General features: G+C 66.6%; 18 protein-coding genes. 9 read left to right on the top strand and 9 right to left on the bottom strand.

The window, feature by feature from the left end; all coding sequences use genetic code 11:
* Positions 1-51: 51 nt before the first annotated feature.
* The 5 genes from smc (at position 52) to AC1KAR_RS01595 (ending at position 8,463) form a co-directional block, all read left to right on the top strand.
* Entirely contained in the window at positions 52-3,567 is a 3,516-nt protein-coding gene (gene smc, locus AC1KAR_RS01615; protein WP_480314048.1) for a chromosome segregation protein SMC, read from the top strand.
* A gap of 25 nt (positions 3,568-3,592) precedes the next feature.
* Positions 3,593-4,699, top strand: a complete 1,107-nt coding sequence (locus tag AC1KAR_RS01610; protein WP_480314046.1) for a cell division protein FtsZ — start codon at positions 3,593-3,595, stop codon at positions 4,697-4,699.
* Positions 4,700-4,957: 258 nt separating this feature from the next.
* On the top strand, positions 4,958-7,036 hold the full coding sequence (ligA, locus tag AC1KAR_RS01605; RefSeq protein ID WP_480314044.1) for an NAD-dependent DNA ligase LigA: 2,079 nt from the start codon (positions 4,958-4,960) through the stop codon (positions 7,034-7,036).
* A gap of 79 nt (positions 7,037-7,115) precedes the next feature.
* Positions 7,116-7,832, top strand: a complete 717-nt coding sequence (locus AC1KAR_RS01600) for a J domain-containing protein (RefSeq protein WP_480314042.1) — start codon at positions 7,116-7,118, stop codon at positions 7,830-7,832.
* Positions 7,833-7,854: 22 nt separating this feature from the next.
* Positions 7,855-8,463: a DUF4124 domain-containing protein gene (locus AC1KAR_RS01595; protein ID WP_480314040.1), complete on the top strand. Its 609-nt coding sequence runs from the start codon at positions 7,855-7,857 to the stop codon at positions 8,461-8,463.
* A 16-nt stretch (positions 8,464-8,479) separates the two neighbouring features.
* Here AC1KAR_RS01595 and AC1KAR_RS01590 read toward each other — a convergent pair whose 3' ends face one another.
* The 3 genes from AC1KAR_RS01590 to AC1KAR_RS01580 form a co-directional block, all read right to left on the bottom strand.
* A complete protein-coding gene (locus AC1KAR_RS01590; RefSeq protein ID WP_480314038.1) occupies positions 8,480-9,412 on the bottom strand; it encodes an alpha/beta hydrolase in 933 nt (310 codons plus the stop codon).
* A gap of 118 nt (positions 9,413-9,530) precedes the next feature.
* Entirely contained in the window at positions 9,531-11,600 is a 2,070-nt protein-coding gene (locus AC1KAR_RS01585; RefSeq protein WP_480314036.1) for a TonB-dependent receptor, read from the bottom strand.
* A 106-nt stretch (positions 11,601-11,706) separates the two neighbouring features.
* Positions 11,707-12,090, bottom strand: a complete 384-nt coding sequence (locus AC1KAR_RS01580) for a hypothetical protein (RefSeq protein ID WP_480314034.1) — start codon at positions 12,088-12,090, stop codon at positions 11,707-11,709.
* Positions 12,091-12,195: 105 nt separating this feature from the next.
* Here AC1KAR_RS01580 and def point away from each other — a divergent pair, with 105 nt between their 5' ends.
* Positions 12,196-12,732, top strand: coding sequence for a peptide deformylase (gene def, locus AC1KAR_RS01575; protein ID WP_480314032.1), 537 nt, complete (start codon positions 12,196-12,198; stop codon positions 12,730-12,732).
* Between the two features lie 387 nt (positions 12,733-13,119).
* Positions 13,120-15,165 carry a DUF6600 domain-containing protein gene (locus AC1KAR_RS01570; RefSeq protein WP_480314030.1) on the top strand — a complete coding sequence of 682 codons (2,046 nt, stop codon included), beginning with the start codon at positions 13,120-13,122 and terminating at the stop codon, positions 15,163-15,165.
* 49 nt (positions 15,166-15,214) lie between these two features.
* On the opposite strand, the gene AC1KAR_RS01565 is transcribed toward AC1KAR_RS01570, so the two are convergent.
* On the bottom strand, positions 15,215-15,856 hold the full coding sequence (locus AC1KAR_RS01565; protein WP_480317715.1) for an arylesterase: 642 nt from the start codon (positions 15,854-15,856) through the stop codon (positions 15,215-15,217).
* A gap of 16 nt (positions 15,857-15,872) precedes the next feature.
* Between AC1KAR_RS01565 and AC1KAR_RS01560 the strand changes: the two genes are divergently transcribed.
* On the top strand, positions 15,873-16,547 hold the full coding sequence (locus tag AC1KAR_RS01560) for an ABC transporter ATP-binding protein (protein ID WP_480314028.1): 675 nt from the start codon (positions 15,873-15,875) through the stop codon (positions 16,545-16,547).
* Positions 16,548-16,595: 48 nt separating this feature from the next.
* On the opposite strand, the gene AC1KAR_RS01555 is transcribed toward AC1KAR_RS01560, so the two are convergent.
* From AC1KAR_RS01555 to AC1KAR_RS01535, 5 genes are all read right to left on the bottom strand, one after another.
* Positions 16,596-17,405 carry a peptidylprolyl isomerase gene (locus tag AC1KAR_RS01555; RefSeq protein ID WP_480314026.1) on the bottom strand — a complete coding sequence of 270 codons (810 nt, stop codon included), beginning with the start codon at positions 17,403-17,405 and terminating at the stop codon, positions 16,596-16,598.
* Between the two features lie 98 nt (positions 17,406-17,503).
* A complete protein-coding gene (locus AC1KAR_RS01550) occupies positions 17,504-17,770 on the bottom strand; it encodes a BolA family protein (protein WP_480314024.1) in 267 nt (88 codons plus the stop codon).
* A 9-nt stretch (positions 17,771-17,779) separates the two neighbouring features.
* Positions 17,780-18,433, bottom strand: coding sequence for a septation protein A (locus AC1KAR_RS01545; RefSeq protein ID WP_480314022.1), 654 nt, complete (start codon positions 18,431-18,433; stop codon positions 17,780-17,782).
* Positions 18,434-18,470: 37 nt separating this feature from the next.
* The gene (msrB, locus tag AC1KAR_RS01540) at positions 18,471-18,872 is read right to left on the bottom strand and encodes a peptide-methionine (R)-S-oxide reductase MsrB (RefSeq protein WP_480314020.1); all 402 of its coding nucleotides are present in this window, start codon (positions 18,870-18,872) and stop codon (positions 18,471-18,473) included.
* On the bottom strand, positions 18,869-20,374 hold the full coding sequence (locus AC1KAR_RS01535) for a protein adenylyltransferase SelO (protein WP_480314018.1): 1,506 nt from the start codon (positions 20,372-20,374) through the stop codon (positions 18,869-18,871). Before AC1KAR_RS01535 ends, msrB begins: the two co-directional genes overlap by 4 nt.
* Before the next feature lie 119 nt (positions 20,375-20,493).
* Here AC1KAR_RS01535 and AC1KAR_RS01530 point away from each other — a divergent pair, with 119 nt between their 5' ends.
* Positions 20,494-22,140, top strand: a complete 1,647-nt coding sequence (locus AC1KAR_RS01530) for a 3-(methylthio)propionyl-CoA ligase (protein WP_480314016.1) — start codon at positions 20,494-20,496, stop codon at positions 22,138-22,140.
* The last annotated feature ends 116 nt before the right edge of the window (positions 22,141-22,256 follow it).

The raw sequence follows: 22,256 nt of genomic DNA, 5'->3' as shown, positions 1-22,256 counted from the left end.
ACTTAGTTGCGCCCTGTGTTCTGCGGGCGTGTGCCGTGGGCCGCTCTCTCCATGCGTCTGAACTCCATCAAGCTTTCGGGCTTCAAGTCATTTGCCGAGCCCACGAATTTCCAGCTCCCGGGTCAGCTCGTCGGCGTCGTCGGCCCCAACGGGTGCGGCAAGTCGAACATCATGGACGCCGTGCGCTGGGTGCTCGGTGAATCCAAGGCCAGCGAGTTGCGCGGCGAGTCGATGCAGGACGTCATCTTTGCCGGCTCGGGCAACCGCAAGGGTGCGAGCCGCGCCAGCGTGGAGCTGGTGTTCGACAACAGCACCGCTCGCGCGGGTGGCCAGTGGAACCAGTTCACCGAGATCGCGGTCAAGCGCACCCTCACGCGCGACGGCACCAGCAGCTACTTCATCAACAACCAGCCGGTGCGCCGCCGTGACGTGCAAGACGTCTTTCTCGGCACCGGCCTGGGCCCCCGTGCCTACGCCATCATCGGCCAGGGCACGATCAGCCGGATCATCGAATCCAAGCCTGAAGAGTTGCGCCTCTTCCTCGAAGAAGCCGCCGGTGTCTCGAAGTACAAGGAGCGCCGCCGAGAAACCGAGAACCGGTTGAAGGACACGCGCGAGAACCTCACCCGCGTCGAAGACATCCTGCGCGAACTCAACGCCAACCTCGAGAAGCTGGAGAAGCAGGCCGAGGTGGCCGCGCAATACCGCGGCCTGCAGGAGAGCGGCACGCTCAAGCTGCACCAGTTGTGGTTCCTCAAGCACCGAGACGCGGCGAGCGAGCAGGAGCGGGTCAAGAAAGAGGTGCTCGAGGCCACCAATGCGCTCGAAGCGCGCATGGCCGAGTTGCGCCATGGCGAGGCCGAGTTGGAGACCATCCGCCAGGCGCACTACGCCGCAAGCGACGAGTTGCACACCGCGCAGGGTTCGCTGGCCGAAGCCTCGCTCGAAGTGAGCCGCCTGGAAGAGCGCATCCGCTACGTGGTCGAAGGCCGCCAGCGTGTCGAGCAACGCCTGGTCGAAATCAAGGCGCAGAACGAGCAGTGGGGCGAAAGGCAGGCCGAAGGACAGGCCGAGCTGGAACACATCGCAGAGCAGATCGCCGGGGCCGACGAGCAGAGCGAGATCCTCGCCGCGCAGGCGGAAGAGCAAGCCGGCAACCTGCCCAACACCGAAGACGCGGTGCGTGCGGCGCAGAACCGCGCCAATGAGCAGCGCACCTCGGTCGCCAGCGTGCAGCAGCAGATCCAGGTGCTGGCAGCAGAGAGCCGCAATATCGAAGACCAGAGCCGCCAGCTCAACGCGCGGCGTGAGCGTCTCGATGGCGAGCGCCGCCAGCTCGCCACGCCCGACATGGTGCGGCTCGAAGAGCTCAAGCAGCAGACCGCCGTGGCCGACGAGGCCCAGGCGGTGGCCGACGAACGCCTGCACGAGTTGAGTGAACAGGTGCCTGTGCTCGATGACGACCGCCGCGGCAAGCAGGAACTGGTCAACACCGAAACGGCCAGGCAGTCCGACCTGAGCGCGCGCCTCGAAGCGCTGCGTGCCTTGCAAGAGAAGGTGCAGACCGAAGGCAAGCTCAAGCCCTGGCTCGCCAAGCATGGCCTCGAAGGCCTGCAAGGCTTGTGGACCAAGATTCATATCGAGACCGGGTGGGAGACCGCGCTCGAATCGGCGCTGCGTGAGCGCATCAACGCGCTGGAGGTGGGCCGCATCGAGATGGTCCGCGCCTTTGCCGTCGATGCGCCGCCGGCCAAGCTCGCTTTCTACACACCGCCGCAGGCCGCTCTGACCAATACGCACCAGACGCTGCCGCGCCTGAGTGACTTGCTGCGCCTGGGCGACGCCGGTTTGAAGGCGCTGCTGAACGACTGGCTGGAGGGTGTGTACACCGCCACGAGCATCGATGAAGCACTGGCCGAGCGCAGCAAGCTCACGCACGGCGAAGTCATCATGACCCGCGAAGGCCACGCGGTCAGCCAGTTCGCGGTGGCCTTCTACGCACCCGATTCCGAGCAGGCTGGCATGCTGGCCCGCGCGCAGGAGATCGAGAACCTGGAGCGGCAACTCAAGGCGCAGGCGCTGATCGCCGAAGACTCCAAGAGTGGCCTGGTGCGCGCCGAAGCGGCCTACACCGATGCGTCGCAGCGCCTGGTGATCGCGCGCCGTGAAGCGGGCGAAACGCAGACCCGCGCCCACCAACTGCACGTGGAGCTGTTGCGCCTGTCGCAGCAGGCCGAGCAGACCAGCACGCGCCGGGGCCAACTGGATGGCGAACTCGCCGAGGTCGATGGCCAGCTCGAAGAGTTGAACGAGCGCCGCGCCACCGGCGAAGCCAAGTTCGAGGAGCTGGACATGCAGCTCGCCAACACACAGGAGCGCCACGCCGAGCTCGAAGAGGCCGTCATTTCGGCCGAACGCAAGCTCTCCGAGGCGCGCGAACAGTTGCGTTCGCTGGAGCGCCAGGCGCAAGAGGCACAGTTCTCGTCACGCTCCCTAGCGGCGCGGCGCAACGAGCTGCAGCGCAGCATCGAGACGGCTACGCAGCAGGTGGCGTCCAACGAGCAATCGGCGGTGCAGCTGCAGGAAGAACTGACTCGCCTGACCGACGCATCGGCCCAGGCAGGGCTCGAAGCGGCACTTTCCGTCAAGCTGGAGCGCGAATCGGCGCTCGGCGCCAAGCGCAGCGAGTACGACGATCTCACCCTGCGCCTGCGCAGGGCCGACGAGCAGCGCCTGCAGCACGAGCAGAGTCTGCAGCCGCTGCGTGACCGCATCACCAAGCTGCAGCTCGAAGAGCAGGCCGCGCAGCTCGGCGGTGCGCAGTTCATGGACCAGCTCACGGCGGCCAGCGTCGATCTCGAAGCGCTCGCGCAGAACATCGCCGACAACAACGTGAAGCTCTATGGCCTGCAAGGCGAGATTGACCGCATCAACCGCGAGATCAATGCGTTGGGTGCGGTCAATCTGGCGGCGCTCGATGAGCTCACCTCGTCGCGCGAGCGCAAGACCTTCCTTGACGCGCAGAACGCCGACCTCAACGAAGCCATCACCACGCTCGAAGGCGCCATCCACAAGATCGACCTGGAGACGCGCGACCTGCTGGGCAATACCTTCAACCAGGTCAACGACCACTTCGGTCGCATGTTCCCCAGCCTCTTCGGCGGCGGCCAGGCCAAGCTCGTGATGACGGGCGACGAAATCCTGGACGCCGGCGTGCAGGTGATGGCCCAGCCGCCGGGCAAGAAGAACAGCACGATTCACCTGCTCTCGGGTGGCGAGAAGGCGCTCACCGCGATCGCGCTGGTGTTTGCGATCTTCCAGTTGAACCCGGCCCCGTTCTGCCTGCTGGACGAAGTGGACGCGCCGCTGGACGACGCCAACACCGAGCGCTACGCCAAGCTGGTGCGCGAAATGAGCAAGGGCACGCAGTTCCTGTTCATCAGCCACAACAAGATCGCGATGGAGATGGCCGAGCAACTGATCGGCGTGACCATGCAGGAGCAGGGCGTGTCGCGCATCGTGGCGGTCGACATGGAATCGGCCGTCGGCATGGCCGAAGCGGCCTGATCCGCAGGCGACACAGGGCGGCCAGATGAACAGTCTCAGCATCGCACTGGCCTGCCTCGGGGGGCTGGTTCTCGCCGGTGTCGTGGCGCATGGTGCCTGGCAGGCCCGCAAGGCTGGCCCGAAGAAGCCCGAGGCCGCTCCTGCGGATGCGCGTGAGCCGAGAGAGGTACGCGAACCGGTGCTGGGCGATGCGCCGGGCGAGCCGGATGCCGGTGCCCCGATCGCCGGCGACACCGTGCGCGCTGAGCGTTCGGCAGGCGTCTCGGATCGCGAGGAGCCAACCCTCGCCGTTCCCCTGCCGCGCCGGCCCGTGCAGCGCGTGGATGCGCTCATCGACGCCATCGCCACGTTGTCGCTCGACGCCCCGGTGAGTGGTGACATGGTGCTCGCGCATCAGCCGCCCAGCCGGCGCGCCGGCAGCAAGCCGTTTCTCATCGAAGGGCTGAACGCCCAGACGGGCGAGTGGGAAGCGCCCGTGCCCGGTCAGCAGTACGGTGAACTTCAGATCGGCGTGCAACTCGCCAACCGCACCGGGCCGATGAACCAGATCGAGTACTCCGAGTTCGTGCAGAAGATCGAGCCCTTCGCCGAAGCCATCGGTGCGATGGCGGACTTCCCGGACATGCTCGACGCTGCCTCGCGCGCCAAGGAGCTCGACGCCTTCGCCAGCGAATGCGATGCGCAACTGGCGGTTCACCTGCAGGCGCGCGCTGCGGCGTGGAGCGTGGGCTACATCCAGCAGCACGCTGCACGCCATGGTTTCGTGCAGGGCATGGTGCCCGGCCGGCTGGTGCTCCCATCGCATGAAGAGGGCGCGCCACCGGTGCTCACCCTGACCTTCGATTCTCAAGCTGCACTCGCCGACGACCCGAACCGTGCCGCCGTGCGCGATGTGATGCTCAGCTTCGATGTGCCGCAGACGGCGGCGTCTGCCGAGCCGTTCTCGGCCTGGCAGGCGAGCGCCCAGGCCTTGTCGCTCGGCATGGATGCTTCCATCGTCGACGACAACGGCCAGCTGCTCAGCGCGCAAGGCTTCGCCTCCATCGGTGGCGAACTGGGCAAGCTCTACGAAGCGCTGGAGTCGCGCGACATCGCCGCCGGCTCGATGGTGGCCCGCCGGCTGTTCAGCTGACAGGCGGCTGCGAGCGTCGTGCCGTGTCGGAGCGCTCCGACACGCAAGCGCGGGCTTCGGTGGCGCTGATGCCGCGCGCCGTCCGGTATCTGCAGGCCGTGGCGTTCCCTACGCTCGGGGCTCCTTATCGAGACTTTGGAGTCCTGCCATGAAAACGATTCTTCTCTGGGCCATCGGCGTACCCATCCCCGTCATCCTGCTGCTCTGGCTCATCTTCTGATGTGCTTGCGAGGAGAGGCGGACGCCTAAACTTGGCGCATGCCGCCGTCCTCCGCCCCCAGCCCTGAAGCGCGCGCCGCCGAGTTGCGCGCGAAGCTCAACCACCACGCGCACCGCTACTACGTGCTCGACGATCCGGAGATCCCGGACGCCGAGTACGACCGCCTGTTCCAGGAGCTGCAGGCGATGGAAGCCGAGCACCCCGAACTTCTCACCCCCGATTCGCCCACCCAGCGGGTCATCGGGCAGGTGCTCGATGGGCTGACGCCGGTCTTCCATACCGTGCCGATGCTGAGCATTCGCACAGAGACCGACACCGAATCCAGTGGGGCTGTGGCCTTCGACGCACGCGTGCGCCGCGAACTCAAGTTGACTGACGCCGATCCGCCGGTGGAATACGCGGCGGAACTCAAGTTCGACGGGCTTGCCATCAACCTGCGCTACGAACACGGCGTGCTCGTGCAGGCGGCCACGCGTGGCGATGGCGAGAAGGGCGAAGACGTCACCCACAACATCCGCACGATCGGGCAGATCCCGCTGCGACTCATTGGAGTGGATGCGCCGGTGCTTGAGGTGCGCGGCGAGGTCTACATGAGCCGCGACCAGTTCGAGAAGCTCAACGAGCGGCAGCGCGAGTTGATCGCGGGTGGCGCGAAGAACGAGAAGACCTTCGTCAACCCGCGCAATGCCGCGGCCGGTGCCGTGCGCCAGCTTGATTCGGCCGCTGCTGCCAAGAAGCCGCTCAGCTTCTTCGCCTATGGTCTCGGCGATGTGCAGGGCTGGGAGGTGCCGCCCACGCACAGCGCCATGCTCGATGCATTGCAAGGTTTCAGCCTGCCTGTGGACACGGACCGCGTGGTGGTGCAGGGGGCCGAGGGCTTGGTCGCCTTCCACCAGAAGATTCGCGACAAGCGCGACAGCCTGCCCTTCGACATCGACGGCATCGTCTACAAAGTCAACTCGCGGGACTTGCAGAAGAAGCTCGGCTTCGTGTCGCGCGAGCCGCGTTGGGCGGTGGCGCACAAGTACCCGGCGCAGGAGCAGATGACGATTGTGCGAGACATCGACATCCAGGTCGGCCGCACCGGCAAACTCACGCCGGTGGCGAAGCTGGAGCCGGTGTTCGTGGGTGGCACGACGGTCAGCAACGCCACGTTGCACAACGAAGACGAAACCCGCCGCAAGGACGTTCGCATCGGCGACACAGTGATCGTGCGACGCGCCGGTGACGTGATCCCCGAGGTGGTCGCCGTGGTGCTGGAGAAGCGGCCGGCCGACGTGGGCGAGCCATTCGATCTCTACAAGCGCCTCGGCGGCAAATGCCCCGTGTGCGGCAGCGACATCGCACGCGAGGAGGGTGGCGCCGACTGGCGCTGCAGCGGTGGTCTCTTCTGCCCCGCGCAGCGCAAGCAGGCGATCCTGCACTTTGCCGGGCGCCGCATGATGGACATCGAGGGCCTGGGCGACAAGCTGGTCGATCAGCTGATCGACGCGGGCCTCGTGCGCACGCTGCCCGAGCTCTACACCCTCGGGCTTGCCAAGCTGACGGCGCTGGAACGCATGGGCGAGAAGAGTGCACAGAACCTGCTCGCGGGGCTGGAGCAGAGCAAGAAGACGACGCTCGCGCGCTTTCTCTTCTCGCTGGGCATCCGGCAGGTGGGCGAGACCACGGCCAAGGATCTGGCCAAGCACTTCGGCAAGCTCGATCTCATCATGGGTGCGAGCGTCGAGCAGTTGCTCGAGGTGCCCGACGTCGGGCCGATCGTTGCCGAAAGCATCCATACCTTCTTCCAACAGCCGCACAACCGCGAGGTGGTCGAGCGACTCAAGGCCGTGGGCGTGTCGTGGCAGGAGTCGGAGGGCGCTGGCGACCTGGCGCCGAAGCCGCTGGCGGGCAAGACCTTCGTGTTGACCGGCACGCTGCCCGCGCTCTCGCGCGACGAAGCCAAGGACATGATCGAAGCCGCAGGCGGCAAGGTGTCGGGTTCGGTGTCGAAGAAGACGACCTACGTGGTGGCCGGTGACGAGGCCGGCAGCAAGCTCGACAAAGCGCGAGAACTCGGCATCGAGGTGATCGACGAGGCGGCGCTGCGCGCCCTGCTGCCGGCGGCCGGATGAACGGTGCGCAATCGCTGCACGGCCGGCAACGCCGTGCAGCGATCCAAACCTAGACTCGGGGCTCCACAGGATGGAGCCCATGACAGAAGCGTCCCGCAAGAAGACCCTGTACGAGATCCTGGGTGTGAAACCCGAGGCGACGCCTGCCGAGATCCAGGCGGCGTTCGATGCCTTGTCGGCCGCATCGACGAAAGCAGACGAGGCGCGGCGCCTGGCCGTGAAAGAAGCGCATCGCGTTCTGTCCAGCGAACGCCGCCGCGCCGCCTACGACGACGAGTTGCGCCAGCGCGCGCTGCCGCCCGTCGAGGCGCTGGACGACGACGCCGCCGCCGACGAGATCACCGGCCGCAGGCGCAAGCTGTTGCTGGTGGGCGCCGCCGCCGTGCTGCTGATCGCAGGCTGGTGGCTCATGAAGTCACCTGCTGCCCCTGCGAAGTCAAACCCCGATGCCAAGCTTGCAATGCCGGTCGCTACGGCGGCGGTCGCACCCGTCGTCGAGCCCGTGGCTGTCGAAGCCGCCTCGGTCGCGCCGTCGCCTGAAACGCTCCTGTACGGCGGCGGCTGGCACTGCAAGGGCCCGCTGACGGGGCGTGGCCTTGATCTGAGCTTCGCGCCGGAGGGCACCTATGCCGGACACGCCGATGGCGACCCGATCCGCGGCTACTACAAGCTCACGGCGAGCACGCTCGTGTTCAGCGACGAGGGGCAGTCCAACAGCTTCGCCGTCGAAGAACTGGCGGCACAACGCCTGGTCATCAACCGTGGCGAAGGCAAGCGCCTCACCTGCAGCCGCTAACCCGCGCCCCACGCCCCGCACCATGCACCCGTCCCGCTCCCCGCTTCGCATCGCCCTGACGCTTGCGACCGTGCTGGCCTCGTGCCTGCCGTTCAGCGCCACGGCCGCCTGGACCTGCACCAACGCGGCCGGCAAGGTGAGCTTTCAAGATCGGCCCTGCGAGGCCAAGGCGCCATCTGCCAAGTGGGAAGCGGTCAAGGCGGCCGAGCTCACGACCGAAGGTGCGCTCGAAACCTTGCGCCGCTTCGACGGCGCGGTGAACGAGCGCGACATGGCGTCGGCAGGGCGCCTTCTGGCCATGAACTTCAAGTCGATGCAACTGGACAAGCGCGGCCGCAACGAAGTGGGGCAGGCGGCCTACATGGATGCCGTCACCCGCGTGGTGATGGCGTCTCACCGCTACCAGAGCGAGCGGGCCTGCAGCGAGGGCCGGCCCGAGGCCTTGTCGCAGACGCTGCGCATGGCGTGCCGCCGGGTCGAGCGCGTTGATGCAATGCGCCGCTCCAACAGCACCGAAAAGCTCGAATTGGTGCGCCTCACCCTCGAAGGCGGCGAGATCCGCATCGCCGAGATCAGCGACATGCCAGCGCCCGAAGCCACCGCCGCGCCTGCCTCAGCGCCGCGCAACTGAGCTCGCGGCCTCAGCCTCAGGGCGTGGCCGGCAGCCCGAACAGCTCGCCCATGGCGTGGCGGTACTGCGATTGCCCGACCGAATTGGTGTTGTGGTGTGAACCGCCTTCGACGAGCACGAAGCGCTTGGGCTCGCGCGCGCGCTCGTAGAGGCCCTGTCCAAGCGCCGGTGGAATGAGCGAATCGTTGCTGCCATGAACGATCAGCACCGGCGAGCCGACGTCAGCGATCCGCGAGGCTGAGTCGAAGCGCTGTGTGATCAAGGGCGAGACCGGCAACCAGCCCCAGCGGAAGGTGCTCACCACGTCGGGGATGGAGGTGAAGCTGCCCTCGACGATCAACCCCGATTCATCGCCGACCTCTGACGCGAGTTGCACCGCGATGGCGCCCCCCAGCGAGTGGCCGAAGATGTAGCGGCGCGACTGCGGGTGCTGCTTGGCGAGCCAATCCCAGGCGGCGCGGGCATCCTCGACGGCCATCGCCTCCGAGGGCAGGCCAGCGCTGCTGCGCCCGAATCCGCGGTAGTCGATGCCCAGCACCGAGAAGCCCAGTTCGTGCATGCGCCGCATGCGGGGGGCGCTGCCGCGCACATCGAAGCGGGCACCGTGAAGGTAAAGCAGCACGGGCGCCTCGGCATCGGCCTGCGGCAGCCACAGACCGTGCAGCTTGACGGGCTCATGGGTGCCGAGGCTTGGCGCCTGGGGCGAGAAGCTGACCCAGACGTCTTCCATGCCTTCGGCGGCAGCCAACCCGCCCGCCCAGGTGCGGTCGCTGGGCTGGAAGATCCATGAGCGCTGCTTCTCGTCGAGTGTGCTGCAGCCGAGCTGGAGCCCCAGGGCCACGCCGATGGCCACGGCACCCAGCGCGAGCCGGGTGCGCGAGGAGAGGCGCGTGAAGATGCGAGTTAAGAGGCGCGAGCCCTTGGGTTGGATGGCGAAGCGTGTCGTCATGGACCGTTCTGTCGCGAGCGAATGTGCTGGCACAGATGACGGCCATGATGACAAAGTTCCGCCGCCCGTGCGGCACTCGCGAATTGCCGCACGAATCCGGCGGGCGACCGGCCGCCGCTCAGAAGCTCAGGCGCACGCCCGCCTTCAGCGCTCGTCCGGGCAGCGGCGCGAGCTCGCGCACCGTCTGGATGCTGCTGGCGTTGTAGGCCAGCTTGTCGCCAGCGTTCTGCACCTGAACGAACCACAGGCCCGCGCTGCCCGCGAGCGTGAACTTGCGCGAGAGCGACAGGTTCACGAGCGTGTAGCCCGGCGTGGCCACGTCGTCGGCCGGTACGCGGTCCTGGCGGCCGGCGTGGTCGAGTTCGATGCGCCCGCTCCAGGGGCCGTGGCCCACGTCGAGGCCGACCCGTACGTTCAACGGCGCGAGGCGGGGCAGCGGTTCGCCCGATTCGGTGTTGTCGCCGCGCGTGAGGTCCACCTTGCCGGTGAAGTCCAGCGTGGTGGGGCCGTCGATCAGGCGCTGCTGACCGTCGAGCTCCATGCCGTAGAGGCGCGCACGCATCTGGCGGTAGGCGTACTCGCCGAAGCCTTCGCCATCGACATCGATGTCGGTCCCCGTCGACTCGAGTGCGATGTAGTTCGAGAACCGCGCCCCGAAGGCGCCGAGGCGCCAGCGGCTCGGGCCGGAAGACCATTCCACCGCCACGTCGAGATTGGTGCCGCGTTCGGTGTCGAGCGCCGAGTCGCCGCGCTCGTACACGCCTGTTGCCACGTGCACCCCGTTGGCGTACAGCTCGTACGAAGTCGGCGCACGTTCGCTCAGGCTGACGGCGCCGCTCAGCGACCACTCGGGCGTCAGCTTGAAAACGTTGGACAGCGAGGCGCTCTGGGGCGAGAAGCGCCGCTCCATCGCCTGGCCGAAGCGAGCGTCTGCGGGGTCGGCGTCGCCATCGGAGGCCACCCGTTCGCGTGAGAGGCGCAGGCCGGCGCTCAGCGTGCCTCCACTCCAGGGCAGTTCTTCCAGCAAGAAGAGGGCTTGGCGATGCGTGCGGGTCGACGGGACGAAGGCTTCTTCACCGAGGGCCGAGAAATCGATGTCTTCGGTGTGCACGCCGACCGTGCCGCGCAGGGCGCCGATCGGGGCGTGCTGTGCCTCGATACGGATTTCGTTGCCGGAGCTTTCGAACGTGGTGCCGACCTCGCCCGTGCCTTCCAGCTCCTGGTGTTCGTAGCGCGTATGGTTGAGTAGCGCCTTGAGCTTTCGGATCGGTGCGCCGTCGAAGCGCAGCTCGCCGGCGAGGCCCACGTGATCGCGCTTCATGTCGATCGTCACGTCGGGCTCCACGACCACGCCGTAGCGGCTGTCGTAGGTGTCCGCAGAGAGCCCGAGGTGCCCCTGGTCGAAGAACACCGTGCCGCCCACGGCACCGCCTCGTGTGCGACTCGCGGAGTTGCGCACCCGCTCGGTGGGTGCGAGTGGGGTTCCGTCTTCGATGGGGGTGTAGTTCGGCACGCGCAGGTCGCTGGTTTCGCGGCTGTAGGCATCGGCGTGAAAGGCGAGACGACCGTTGCCCGCCTCGACCAGCGCGGCGCCGCCTCGCTCCGACTGAGCGCCGCCGCCGCGCAATTCGACATCGCCGCCGACGCCGTCCACGCGGTCGGCGGGGATGCGGTTGTCGATCGCGTTGACCACTCCGCCGATGGCATTGCCGCCGTAGAGCAGGGCGCCAGGGCCTCGCAGCACCTCGACGCGCTCGACGAGCAGCGGGTCGATGGGAACGGCGTGGTCGAAGCTCAGTGCCGAGGCATCGAGCGAAGCCCCGGCGTTGCTGAGCATGCGGACCCGGTCGCCGTCGAGGCCGCGGATCACCGGGCGATTCGCGTTGGGGCCGAACCATGTGGACGACACGCCGGGCGTGCCGCTCAGTGTGTCGGCGAGCGTGCTGCCTCGGCGCAGCGTGAGCGCATCGCCTTCGAGCACCGTGACCGGCAGGGCGAGGTCGCGGCTGCCGAGCGGGTTGCCGGTGACGACGACGGGCGGCAGCGTGGTTGTCGATGAACTGGCGGCTGGCGCCGGCGCGGGGGCCGCCGTCTGCGTTTGGGCGAGGGACGACAGGGTGATGGAAGCCAGGGCGGTGCCGATGGCGCTGGCCAGCGCGGCACGAGGAAAACGGGCAGGGGTATGCATGAGAGTGGCTCTCGGAAAAATAGGCGTGCATGCGCGGCGCGCACAGGCGCGGCCACGCTCGATGGAAGGAAACGAAGGGGAGGAGGAAGAAAGACGCGTTGCCGCGTCAGGCCGCAGCGGGCGGCGCTCGGGCGGCGTAGGTGCGCTCGAACCGGGGCGTGTGCCCTTCGGCGGTATGCGCCGCTTGCGGCGTGGCGCCCACCTCGCAATGCAGCGCCGGTACGTCACCGAAGGCGAGGTCAGCGTGTGCGAGGTGATCGAAGATCCGGCACTCGAGGGTGCCGTGCTCGTGGCCGAAGCCCGGGTTGTGGCTGACTGCGCGACTGTCCGCGCCCGTGCTGGCCCGCTCCGCCAGCGTGGCGGCACTTGCCGACAGGTGCGGACGGTGCGCCACGCCGTGCAGCAGGCCCAGGAACTGAACCAGCACCAGCAAGGACAGCGACCACTGGATCATCCAGCGGCGGAGTCGAGCATGTTGAAGGCGGTGCATGGGGCAGGGAGGGGCGGCGCGCGAGGCTCGGAAACTACCACATGCGACTGTCGCGGCCGTGTGTGTCCGTGCTTGCGTGCGGCGAGCATCCATCAGAATGCACGCATGACTGTTCGCGAAATCCTCAAGATGGGCGACCCGCGCCTGCTGCGCGTGGTCCAACCCGTGACGCACTTCGACACCCCGGAGTTGAAGGCGCTGATCACCGACATGTTCGACACCATGCACGCGGCCAATGGCGCGGGCCTGGCGGCGCCGCAGATCGGCGTCGATCTCGCGCTGGTGATCTTTGGCTTCAAGAAGAACGATCGCTACCCCGAGGCGCCGCCCGTGCCCGAGACTGTGCTCATCAACCCGACGATCACGCCGTTGTCGGAGGCGGAAGAAGAAGGCTGGGAAGGGTGCCTCTCCGTGCCCGGCCTGCGTGGGGTCGTACCGCGCTTTGCCCGCATCCGCTATACGGGCTTCGACCCGCGAGGGCAGGCCATTGATCGCGAGGCCGAGGGCTTCCATGCGCGAGTGGTCCAGCACGAGTGCGACCACCTGATCGGCAAGCTTTACCCGATGCGGGTGCGCGACTTCTCGCGCTTTGGCTACACCAGCGTGCTGTTCCCCGGCCTGGACGCGTCGGACGACGACTAGGGCCTGTTCACACTAAATGAGCCCCCACGCCAAGGCCTGTGGGCGTGGACGGCAAGGCGCGGCCGAGGCCGTGTGCCCGCGGCACACAACGAGGCTGCAACGCCGCCGTGCGCGCCCACAGGCCTTGGCCCTTCGGGTGATCTCATCAAAAGCCCGCCCACGGCGTTGCAAATGCTCGCTGTAGCAAGTGCTACAGCTGCGCTTTGCGCCTTGTTGGCGGGCTTTTGATGAGTCACGTGGGGGCTCATTTAGTGTGAACAGGCCCTAATCCGCGTGCGGCGCCGGCCGCCGATTGCGAAGAAACGTTTCTGTCGTCAGCCTGAGTTCATTTGCGTGCGTTGAAGGAGGAACCTCGGCGGTTCCGTGCCATCGAATCGAGACACGCTCATGCAAAAGAACCTGGTCACTTCCCCTTCACCCTGGCTTTGGCTGGGGCGCCTTCTCGGCCTGGCATTGGCCGGGTTGCTGTCGTTCGCGTGCCTCGCGGCCGATGGTGAGGACCCTCCGGGCCGTGTGGGTCGGGTGTCCGAATTGAATGGCAAGGTCTGGGTCTTCGACACGGAAGCGAACGAGTGGATCACCGCCGTGCGCAACCGCCCGATCACCACCGGGGACCGCATCTCCACCGAAGGCGATGGCCGGGCCGAGGTGAGGGTGGGCTCCAGCGTGTTCCGCGTGGCCGCCAACACCGAAGTCGATGTGCTGCGCCTCGACGATGAGCGCATCGACCTGAACCTGCGCGCCGGCAGTCTGAGCGCACGCGTGCGAACGCGTGAATCCGCGAGCGAGTTTGGCGTCGTCACCGACGAGGGCCGGTTCCGCCTCGAATCGGTGGGCAACTACCGTTTCGACCGCAACGGCGAAACCAGCCACGCCACCGCCTTGAGCGGGCAGGCCGTGTACGAAAGCGATGGCACTGCGCTCACCGTGATGCAGGGGCAGCAGGCCGAGTTCTGGAAGGAGCGGGGTGCGCCGCAGTACGTGATCAGCAGCCCTGCGCGCGATGCCTTCACCACCTGGGGCCTCGCACGCGACGAGATGGAAGACCGCGCCGTGGCCACGCGCTACGTGTCGCCCGAGATGACGGGCGTCGAAGACCTCGACCAGTACGGCGCATGGCAACAGACCACCGAGTACGGCGTGCTCTGGACGCCGCGCGTCGTGGCTTCCGGCTGGGCGCCCTACCGCATGGGTCATTGGGCCTGGGTGCGCCCCTGGGGCTGGACCTGGGTCGACGATGCTCCCTGGGGCTTTGCGCCGTTTCACTATGGCCGCTGGGTCTACTACCGTGACCGTTGGGGTTGGGCGCCGGGCCGCTACGTGGCGCGCCCTGTCTACGCGCCGGCACTGGTGGCCTGGATGGGCGGGCCGGGCGTGAACGTCTCGGTGCGCGTGGGTGGGCCGCCGACTGTGGGTTGGTTCCCGCTCGGGCCCCGCGAGGTATATGTGCCCGGCTATCGTGTGAGCCCGCGGTATGTTCAGAACGTCAACGTGACGCACGTGACGAACATCACCAACGTGACCACCATCATCAACAACCCGGGTCAGTACATGGCCAGCGCGCGCTACATGAATCGCGGCGTGTCGCGTGCCGTCACGGTGGTGCCGAGCACGGTGATGGAGCGCCGGCAACCGGTGGCTCCATCCATCGGCCGCGTCAACGACCAGGTGCTGCGCGACATGGCCCACGACCGCCCGCGCGCCGAGGCGCCCGTGGCCGGGCCGCCGCGCTGGTCAGGCGGCCAGCGCCCGGCGGCCGTCGACCCGCGCGGCTGGCGCCCCGGATTTGCGCCTGGGCATGTGCCTGGCCGCGCGCCCGATCGCCCGGTGGCTGGCCAGTTGCCTGGATCGCCCCCGGGGCGCGACTACAACGGCCCGGGCCGGCCCCGGCCGCCTGGTGGCATCGAGCCCACGCCCGCGCCGCGGCCCCACGATCCGCCGCGTTACGGCAATGGCCCGCGCGACAACGGCCGACCTCCGCCCGGTGCGAATGCGATGCCACAGGTGAACCAACCCGCCTGGGCTGCGCCCCGCGAGCGCGATGGCCGCGACGACAGGAATGACCGGCACGACCGCGATGAACGCACGCGCCGCCAACCCCCGTACGAAGGCGGCCCACCGGATCGCGCCACAGCGCCACCGGTGTACCGCAGCGATGAGCGCCGGCGCCATCACGAGATGCCAGGGCCGCCCCCGCGTGCCGTTCAATCCCCGCCAATGCAGGCGCCGCAGATCCAGGCACCGCATCAGATGCCCCAGGTGGCGCAGCCGCCGGTCTTCCGCCAGCCGCCGCAGCAGCCGCCCCAACAGGCGCCGCAGCAGCAACCGCAGGTGGGTGGGCGTGGGCACGACCGGTCGGGCCCGCCGCAACAGCAGCGCTCCGACAACAGCCCGGGCGGTGACCGCGGAATGCCCCGCAATCAGGCGCGGTAGCGGGGGCGGTGTCTGGAGCGCTGGCAGGAGCGCTGCGGCCAGTGCGCGATCAGCGCAGCATCGGCTTGAGCGCCACCCAGACGTTGTCGAGCATCGCGGGCTGCGCCTGTTCGCGAGGGTGGATGCGGTCTGCCTGGAACAGCGACTCGGCGTTCGGTGCGTCGGCCACGCCCTTCAACAGGAACGGGACGAGGCCAGTGCCTTCGGCCTGCGACACGCCAGCGAACAGCGCCGCGAAATCGTCACCGTACTTGCGCCCGTAGTTGGGTGGCACCTGCATGCCGGCGATCAGCACCTTGGCACCGGCCGCCTTGCTAGCGCGGGCCATGGCGGTGAGGTTGTCGCGCGTCATGCTCAGGGGCAGGCCGCGCAGTGCGTCGTTGCCACCGAGTTCGAGGATCACGATGCTGGGCTGATGCTGCTTGAGCAAGGCCGGCAGCCGCGAGCGGCCACCCGAGGTGGTGTCGCCGCTGATGCTGGCGTTGATCACCTTGCCGGGCAGCTTCTGCTTGGCCAGCCGCTGCTCCAGCAACGCCACCCATCCCTTGCCACGTTCGAGCCCGTACTCGGCCGAGAGGCTGTCGCCCACGACCAGAATCACCGGGTCGCCTGCGGCCATCACCGGCAGGCCCGCCGTCGCCAGCGCGAGCGCGGTACAGTGAAACAGCATCTTCCTGCGCGACATTCCCATCCGAGACACGCCTTTCATGTCTGAAACCATCATTGCCGTCGAGCGCGTCACCAAGCAGGTTCAAGACTCCAGTGGCACGCTCACGATACTCCACGAGATCGATTTCACGCTGGCACGAAGGCAGTCGGCCGCGATCGTGGGCGCCAGTGGTTCTGGCAAGAGCACACTGCTGTCGATCATCGCGGGATTGGACACGCCGAGCACCGGAACAGTTCGCCTCGCCGGCCACGATCTTTTCAAGCTCGACGAAGACGCACGCGCGGCCGTGCGTGCGGCGCAGCTCGGGTTCGTCTTCCAGAGTTTCCAGCTCCTCGGCAACCTCACGGCGCTCGAGAACGTGATGCTCCCGCTGGAACTCCAGGGCCGCAACGACGCGCGCATCCTGGCCATCGAAATGCTCCAGCGCGTGGGGCTGGGCGAGCGGCTGGGGCACTACCCCAAGGTGCTGTCGGGTGGCGAACAGCAGCGCGTGGCGCTGGCCCGCGCGTTTGTCGTGAAGCCTTCCGTGCTGCTCGCAGACGAACCCACCGGCAGCCTCGACTTCGCCACCGGTGAGAAGGTGATGGAGCTGATGTTCGAGCTGAACCGCGAAGCCGGCACCACGCTTGTGCTCGTCACGCACGACCGGGGCATTGCCGCCCGCTGCGACCGCCAACTGCGCATCGAGGCCGGGCGCCTCGCTGCCGCATAAAACAAAAGGCGCTCCGAAGAGCGCCTTTGTTGACGAAGCTGCGGCTCGTCAGTTGGAGAACTTGTAGTCGGTCTTGGCCTTGGCCTTGACCTCCTCGCGGAACTTGGCGAGGCGCTGTTGGTTCAGGCCTTGCTTGATGCGCGGCTTGACTTCTTCCAGGCTCGGGAACTGCGCGGTGCGGGTGTCTTCGAGCAAGATGATGTGATAGCCGAACTGGCTCTTCACCGGCGTCTGCGTCATCTCGCCCTTCTTGAGCGCCTGCATGGCTTGCGAGAACTCGGGCACGTACGAGTTGGCATTGGCCCAGTCGAGGTCGCCGCCGTTCTGGCCCGAGCCCGGGTCCTTGGAGAACTTCTTGGCCAGGTCATCGAACTTGGCGCCGCCCTTGATCTGGGCGATCAACGCCTTCGCCTCGTCTTCCTTCTCGACCAGGATGTGGCGGGCGTGGTATTCGGTGCCGCCCGATTGCGCCTTGAACTTGTCGTACTCGGCCTGGATCTCGGCATCGGTCACTTCGTTCTTCTTCGTGTAGTCGGCGAAGAGTTCGCGAATCAGGATGCTCTGGCGAGCCAGTTCCATCTGGGTCTTGTATTCGGGCGATCCGGCGAGGCCGCGCTTTTCGGCCTCTTGCATGAACATCTCGCGCAGCACCACTTCGTCGCGCACCTGGGCTTCGAGCTCAGGCGTGCGGGGCTGGCCTTGCTTGGTGGCCTGGTCGATCAGGGCATCGACGCGGGCCTTGGGCACCGGCTTGCCATTCACGATGGCGATGTTCTGTGCCTGAACGGCCAGCGGGCAGGCCAGGGCGATGGCGGCGGCCACGAGCGAAGCACGGGCGGCAAAGGACAGGTTCTTCATGGGCGAGGGTCTTTCGACAGCGGAGAGAGGGAAAGGGGTGGGGGCCGAGAGCACCGACTCTGCACCCGAGGCCGGGTTGGAGCGCAGGAGCAGAGAGGTCAGCTTTCGCCCGGCGCGCGGGCGTCGATGGCAAGCGCGTGGATGCCGCGCGGAATCAAGAGGTGAAGGGCATCATATACGAGCCGATGCCGCTGTACGCGGGGCACAGCGGCGAAGCGTTCACTGACGATGCGCACGCTGAAGTGGCGCCCTTCACGGGCCCCGGCGTGGCCGGCGTGCAGGTGGCTGTCGTCGGTGATCTCGAGGGCGCTGGGCTGCAGTGAGTCGCGCAGCGCAGATTCGATGTCTTGAGCAGATACGGCCATGGCGAGACCTCAGCTCGGCTGATCGGGCGAGGCCGCTTCGCCCGCGCCTTCTTCCTTCAGGTGCCTGCTCAGGTAGAGCACCTGCGCCACCGTGAAGACGATCATCAGACCGTAAACGCCGAAGACCTTGAAGGTGGCCCAGGTCGACGTGGAGTAGCTGTACGCCACGTACACATTGATCAAGCCCATCATCGCGAAGAACGCCACCCACGCGAAGTTGAGGCGTTGCCAGATGACATCGGGCAGCTTGAGCTCCCCGCCGATCATCGACTTGAGCAGGTTCTTGCCGAACAGGGTCTGGCTGGCCCACAGCGCCAACGCCATGGCCCAGAAGGCGACGCTGGGCTTCCACTTGATGAAGGTTGCGTTGTGGAACCACACCGTGGCGCCGCCCAGCACCACGACCAGCGCGAGGGTGATCCACAGCATCAGGTCGATCTTGCGGCGCATGGCCTTGAGCACGATCACCTGGACCACCGTAGCCACGATCACGATCAAGGTGGCCAGCAGCACAGGCGCCTCTTCGACGCCGACCACGCCGCCCGACACCATGAAGCCCAGGTGCGTGCTGGCGAAGGTGGCCGCCCAATCCTTGTGGGCCTCGGCGAACTTGAAGGTGCCGAAGAACAGCAGCAGCGGCAGGAAATCGAGGAGGAGTTTCATCGGCGCGGGGGCGGGTTCGAGGGAGTCGAACCGTCGTTCAGGGAGTGGGCTTGAAGTCTATCGCCGCGGAGTTGATGCAAAAGCGCTCGCCGGTGGGCTCGGGGCCGTCCTCGAATACATGGCCGAGGTGCGAGCCGCAGTTGTTGCAGCGGACTTCGACCCGCACCATGCCGTGGCTCTTGTCCACCACGCGCTCGATGACTTCGCTGTTGACCGGCTCCCAGTAGCTGGGCCAGCCGCAGCCGGCGTCGAACTTGGTGTCGGACCGGAACAGCGGGATGCCGCAACCGACGCAGTTGTACTGCCCCTGCTCGAAGTGATCCCAATACTTGCCGGTGAACGCGCGCTCGGTGGCTGCATGGCGGGCCACCTCGTACTGCATGGGGTCGAGCTGCGCGCGCCACTCGGCGTCGGTCTTCTTGACTTTGTAATCACTCATGATGAACAGGACACCTCGATCGATTGCGCCCACTCGGGCGGGAAGTCGGCGTACGCCGAATGTTCGGGCTGTTCGTCGAACGGGCGCATCAGAACTTTCAGCAAGCGATTCGTCTCGCTGAAGTCGCCTTGCTGCGCGGACCGAATGGCCTCTTCGGCCAGATGGTTGCGCAGCACGTACTTGGGGTTGGTGCGATTCATGCGCTCTCGCCGTTCGGCGTCGATGCTGCCCTCGGCACGCAGGCGGATTGCGTAGTCGCCGGCCCAGGCGTCGAAACCCTCGCGGTCGATGAACATGTCGCGAACGGATGCCCCACCGGCATCTGCCGCGGCCCCGAACTCGGCCAGCCTGCGAAAGGTGATGCTGAAATCGCACTTGTCGCTCGCCATGCGCTTGAGCAGGCCGTCGATGAGATCGCGATCGCTGGGCTGTGCGGTTGCCAGACCCAGCTTGGCGCGCATCTTGTTCTCGATCGCCGATTGGAATCGCGCCTTGTAGACCTCCAGCGCCTCAAGCGCCGACTCGCTCGCAGCTTCGCCCTCGCCAATCAGGGGAAGGAGCGCCTGAGCCAGCGCGTGGAGGTTCCAGAACGCCACGTTGGGCTGCCGCGCGTAGGCGTAGCGGCCCTGGTGGTCGGAATGGTTGCAGACGTGCCCGGGGTCGAAGGCATCGAGAAAGCCATACGGGCCATAGTCGATGGTGAGCCCCAGGATGGACATGTTGTCGGTGTTCATCACGCCGTGGCAGAAGCCGACCGCCTGCCAATGCGCCATCAGCTCTGCCGTCTGGATCGACACCGCCTCGAGCAGCGCCACGTAAGGTTGTGGCATATCGCGACACTGCGGGTAGTACGCAGCGATGACGAAATCCGCCAGCCCGCGCAACGCCTCGACGTTCTCGGCGGTGTGAGCGAAGTGCTCGAAGTGGCCGAACCGGATGAAGCTGGGCGCCACGCGCGTGACCACCGCCGCGGTCTCTACGGTCTCGCGCCGCACCGGCAGGCTCGACCCGGTGACGCACAAGGCTCGCGTCGTTGGCACGCCCAAAGCCGCCATTGCCTCTGACGCCAGGAACTCGCGGATCGATGAACGAAGCACCGCCCGGCCATCGCCCATGCGCGAGTACGGCGTGAGCCCGGCACCCTTGAGCTGAATCTCCATCGGACCGCTCGGCGTATCCAGCTCGCCCAGCCAGTGCGCGCGGCCATCGCCGAGCTGGCCCGCCCACACACCGAACTGGTGGCCGCTGTAGACACTGGCCAGCGCCTGCATGCCTGTGCCAAGTGCGTTGCCGCTCAGCACCTGCAAGGTGAGGTCGTCGCGTGGTTGATGCGTCAGGCCGAGTGCCTGTGCGCAAGCTTCACTCCAGGCCACCCAATGCGGGCTCGGGAGACCTTGCGGGGGCAGGGGAGTGAAGTAGGTGTCGCCGAGCGACGCGAAACGATTCGTCCAGCGCGCTCCCAGCACAGGGGGGGCGGAAACGTCGTCGAATACTGCAGGCATCGCGGCAGTTTAGCGACGGGATCTTGACCGGGCGGGCCTAGGGGTAAACAGCAGGAATTCAGCGCCTTCGTGCGTTCCTATCATCGTTGCATCGCAGCAGTTTTTTCCTGGAGTTGGACATGTCGCGTTTGCTCGGTCAGATGATGGAAATGCCGTTGATGATCTCGTCGCTCATCAAGCATGCGGCGCGCCATTCGGCGGACACGGAGATCGTCTCCAAGCGCGTCGAAGGTGACATCCACCGCTACACCTACAAGGATTGCGAACTGCGTTCACGAAAGCTCGCGCAGGCCCTCGCACGGCTGGGTTGCAAGCCCGGCGACCGGGTCGGCACCCTGGCCTGGAACGGCTACCGCCATCTGGAGATCTACTACGGCGCGTCTGGTTCGGAACTGGTGTGTCACACCATCAACCCGCGGCTCTTTCCGGAGCAGATCGTCTGGATCGCCGAGGACGCCAAGGACGGCGTGCTGTGTTTCGACCTGACCTTCCTGCCGCTCGTCGAGAAGCTTGCGCCCATGCTCAAGAGCGTCAAGCACTTCGTGCTGATGACCGATCGGGCGCACATGCCGCCCAGCACCACGATCGACAAGCTGCTCTGCTATGACGAGCTGGTCGACGCAGAGAACGGCGACTACGCGTGGCCCGAGTTCGACGAGAGCACGGCTTCGAGCATCTGCTACACGTCCGGAACCACCGGCAACCCGAAGGGCGCCGTGTACAGCCATCGCTCCACGCTGCTTCACGCCTACGCGAGCGCCTTGCCGGATTCGCTCGGCTGCTCCGCCAAGGACGTGATTCTTCCGGTGGTGCCGATGTTCCATGTCAACGCATGGGGCCTGCCATATTCAGGCCCGCTCGTCGGTGCGAAGCTGGTCATGCCCGGGCCGCATCTCGACGGCAAATCGCTCTACGAACTGTTCGAGTCGGAGAAGGTCACTTTCAGCGCGGGCGTGCCCACCGTGTGGCTGGGGCTCATCAACTACGTGGTGCAGAACAAGCTGAGGTTCAGCACCTTCAAGCGCACCGTCATTGGCGGGTCGGCCTGCCCGCCCTCGATGCTGCGCACTCTTCAAGACGATTTCGGCGTGGAAGTCATCCATGCGTGGGGCATGACCGAGATGTCGCCGCTGGGCACGCTCGCGCGACTCAAGGGCAAGCATGTGGAGTTGTCCAAGGACGCGAAGGAGAAGCTGCAGTTCACCCAGGGGCGCGTGGTCTATGGCGTGGACATGCTGATCCTGGACGACGACGAGAAGCCGCTGCCCTGGGACGGCAAGTCGTCAGGCAATCTGGTTGTGCGCGGGCCGTGGGTGATCGCGAGCTACTTTCAGCGCAGCGACTCCCCCTTGGTCAAGGTCGAAGGGCTCGACTGGTTCCCGACCGGCGATGTGGCCACCATCGATGCCGACGGGTACATGCAGATCACCGACCGCAGCAAGGACGTCATCAAGTCCGGCGGCGAGTGGATCAGCTCCATCGACCTGGAGAACATCGCCATGGCGCACCCGGCAGTGCACGAAGCCGCGGCGATCGCCTGTCGACACCCGAAGTGGGACGAACGGCCGCTGCTCGTGATCGTCAAGAAGCCGGGCGCCGAGGTCTCGCGCGATGAGGTGCTGGGCTTCTTCGAGGGTCGAATTGCCAAGTGGCAGATCCCCGACGACGTCGTCTTCGTTAGCGAAATCCCTCATACGGCCACCGGCAAGATCCAGAAACTCAAGCTGCGGGAATCGTTCAAAGAGCATCGGTTGCCCGCGTCCTGAAAATGGGCAGTTCTGCAGTGCGGTTTGTATTGCACTGTTGTGCAAATTCCGGGTAATCCTTGAATCTACCCAGCAAAATCTTCAGTTAATGTTGCGCAGTTCGCATTTCGTACTCA

It is taken from the genome of Piscinibacter sp. PDB1-1 (assembly GCF_056675995.1).
This window is presented reverse-complemented; position numbering and strand designations above follow the sequence as displayed.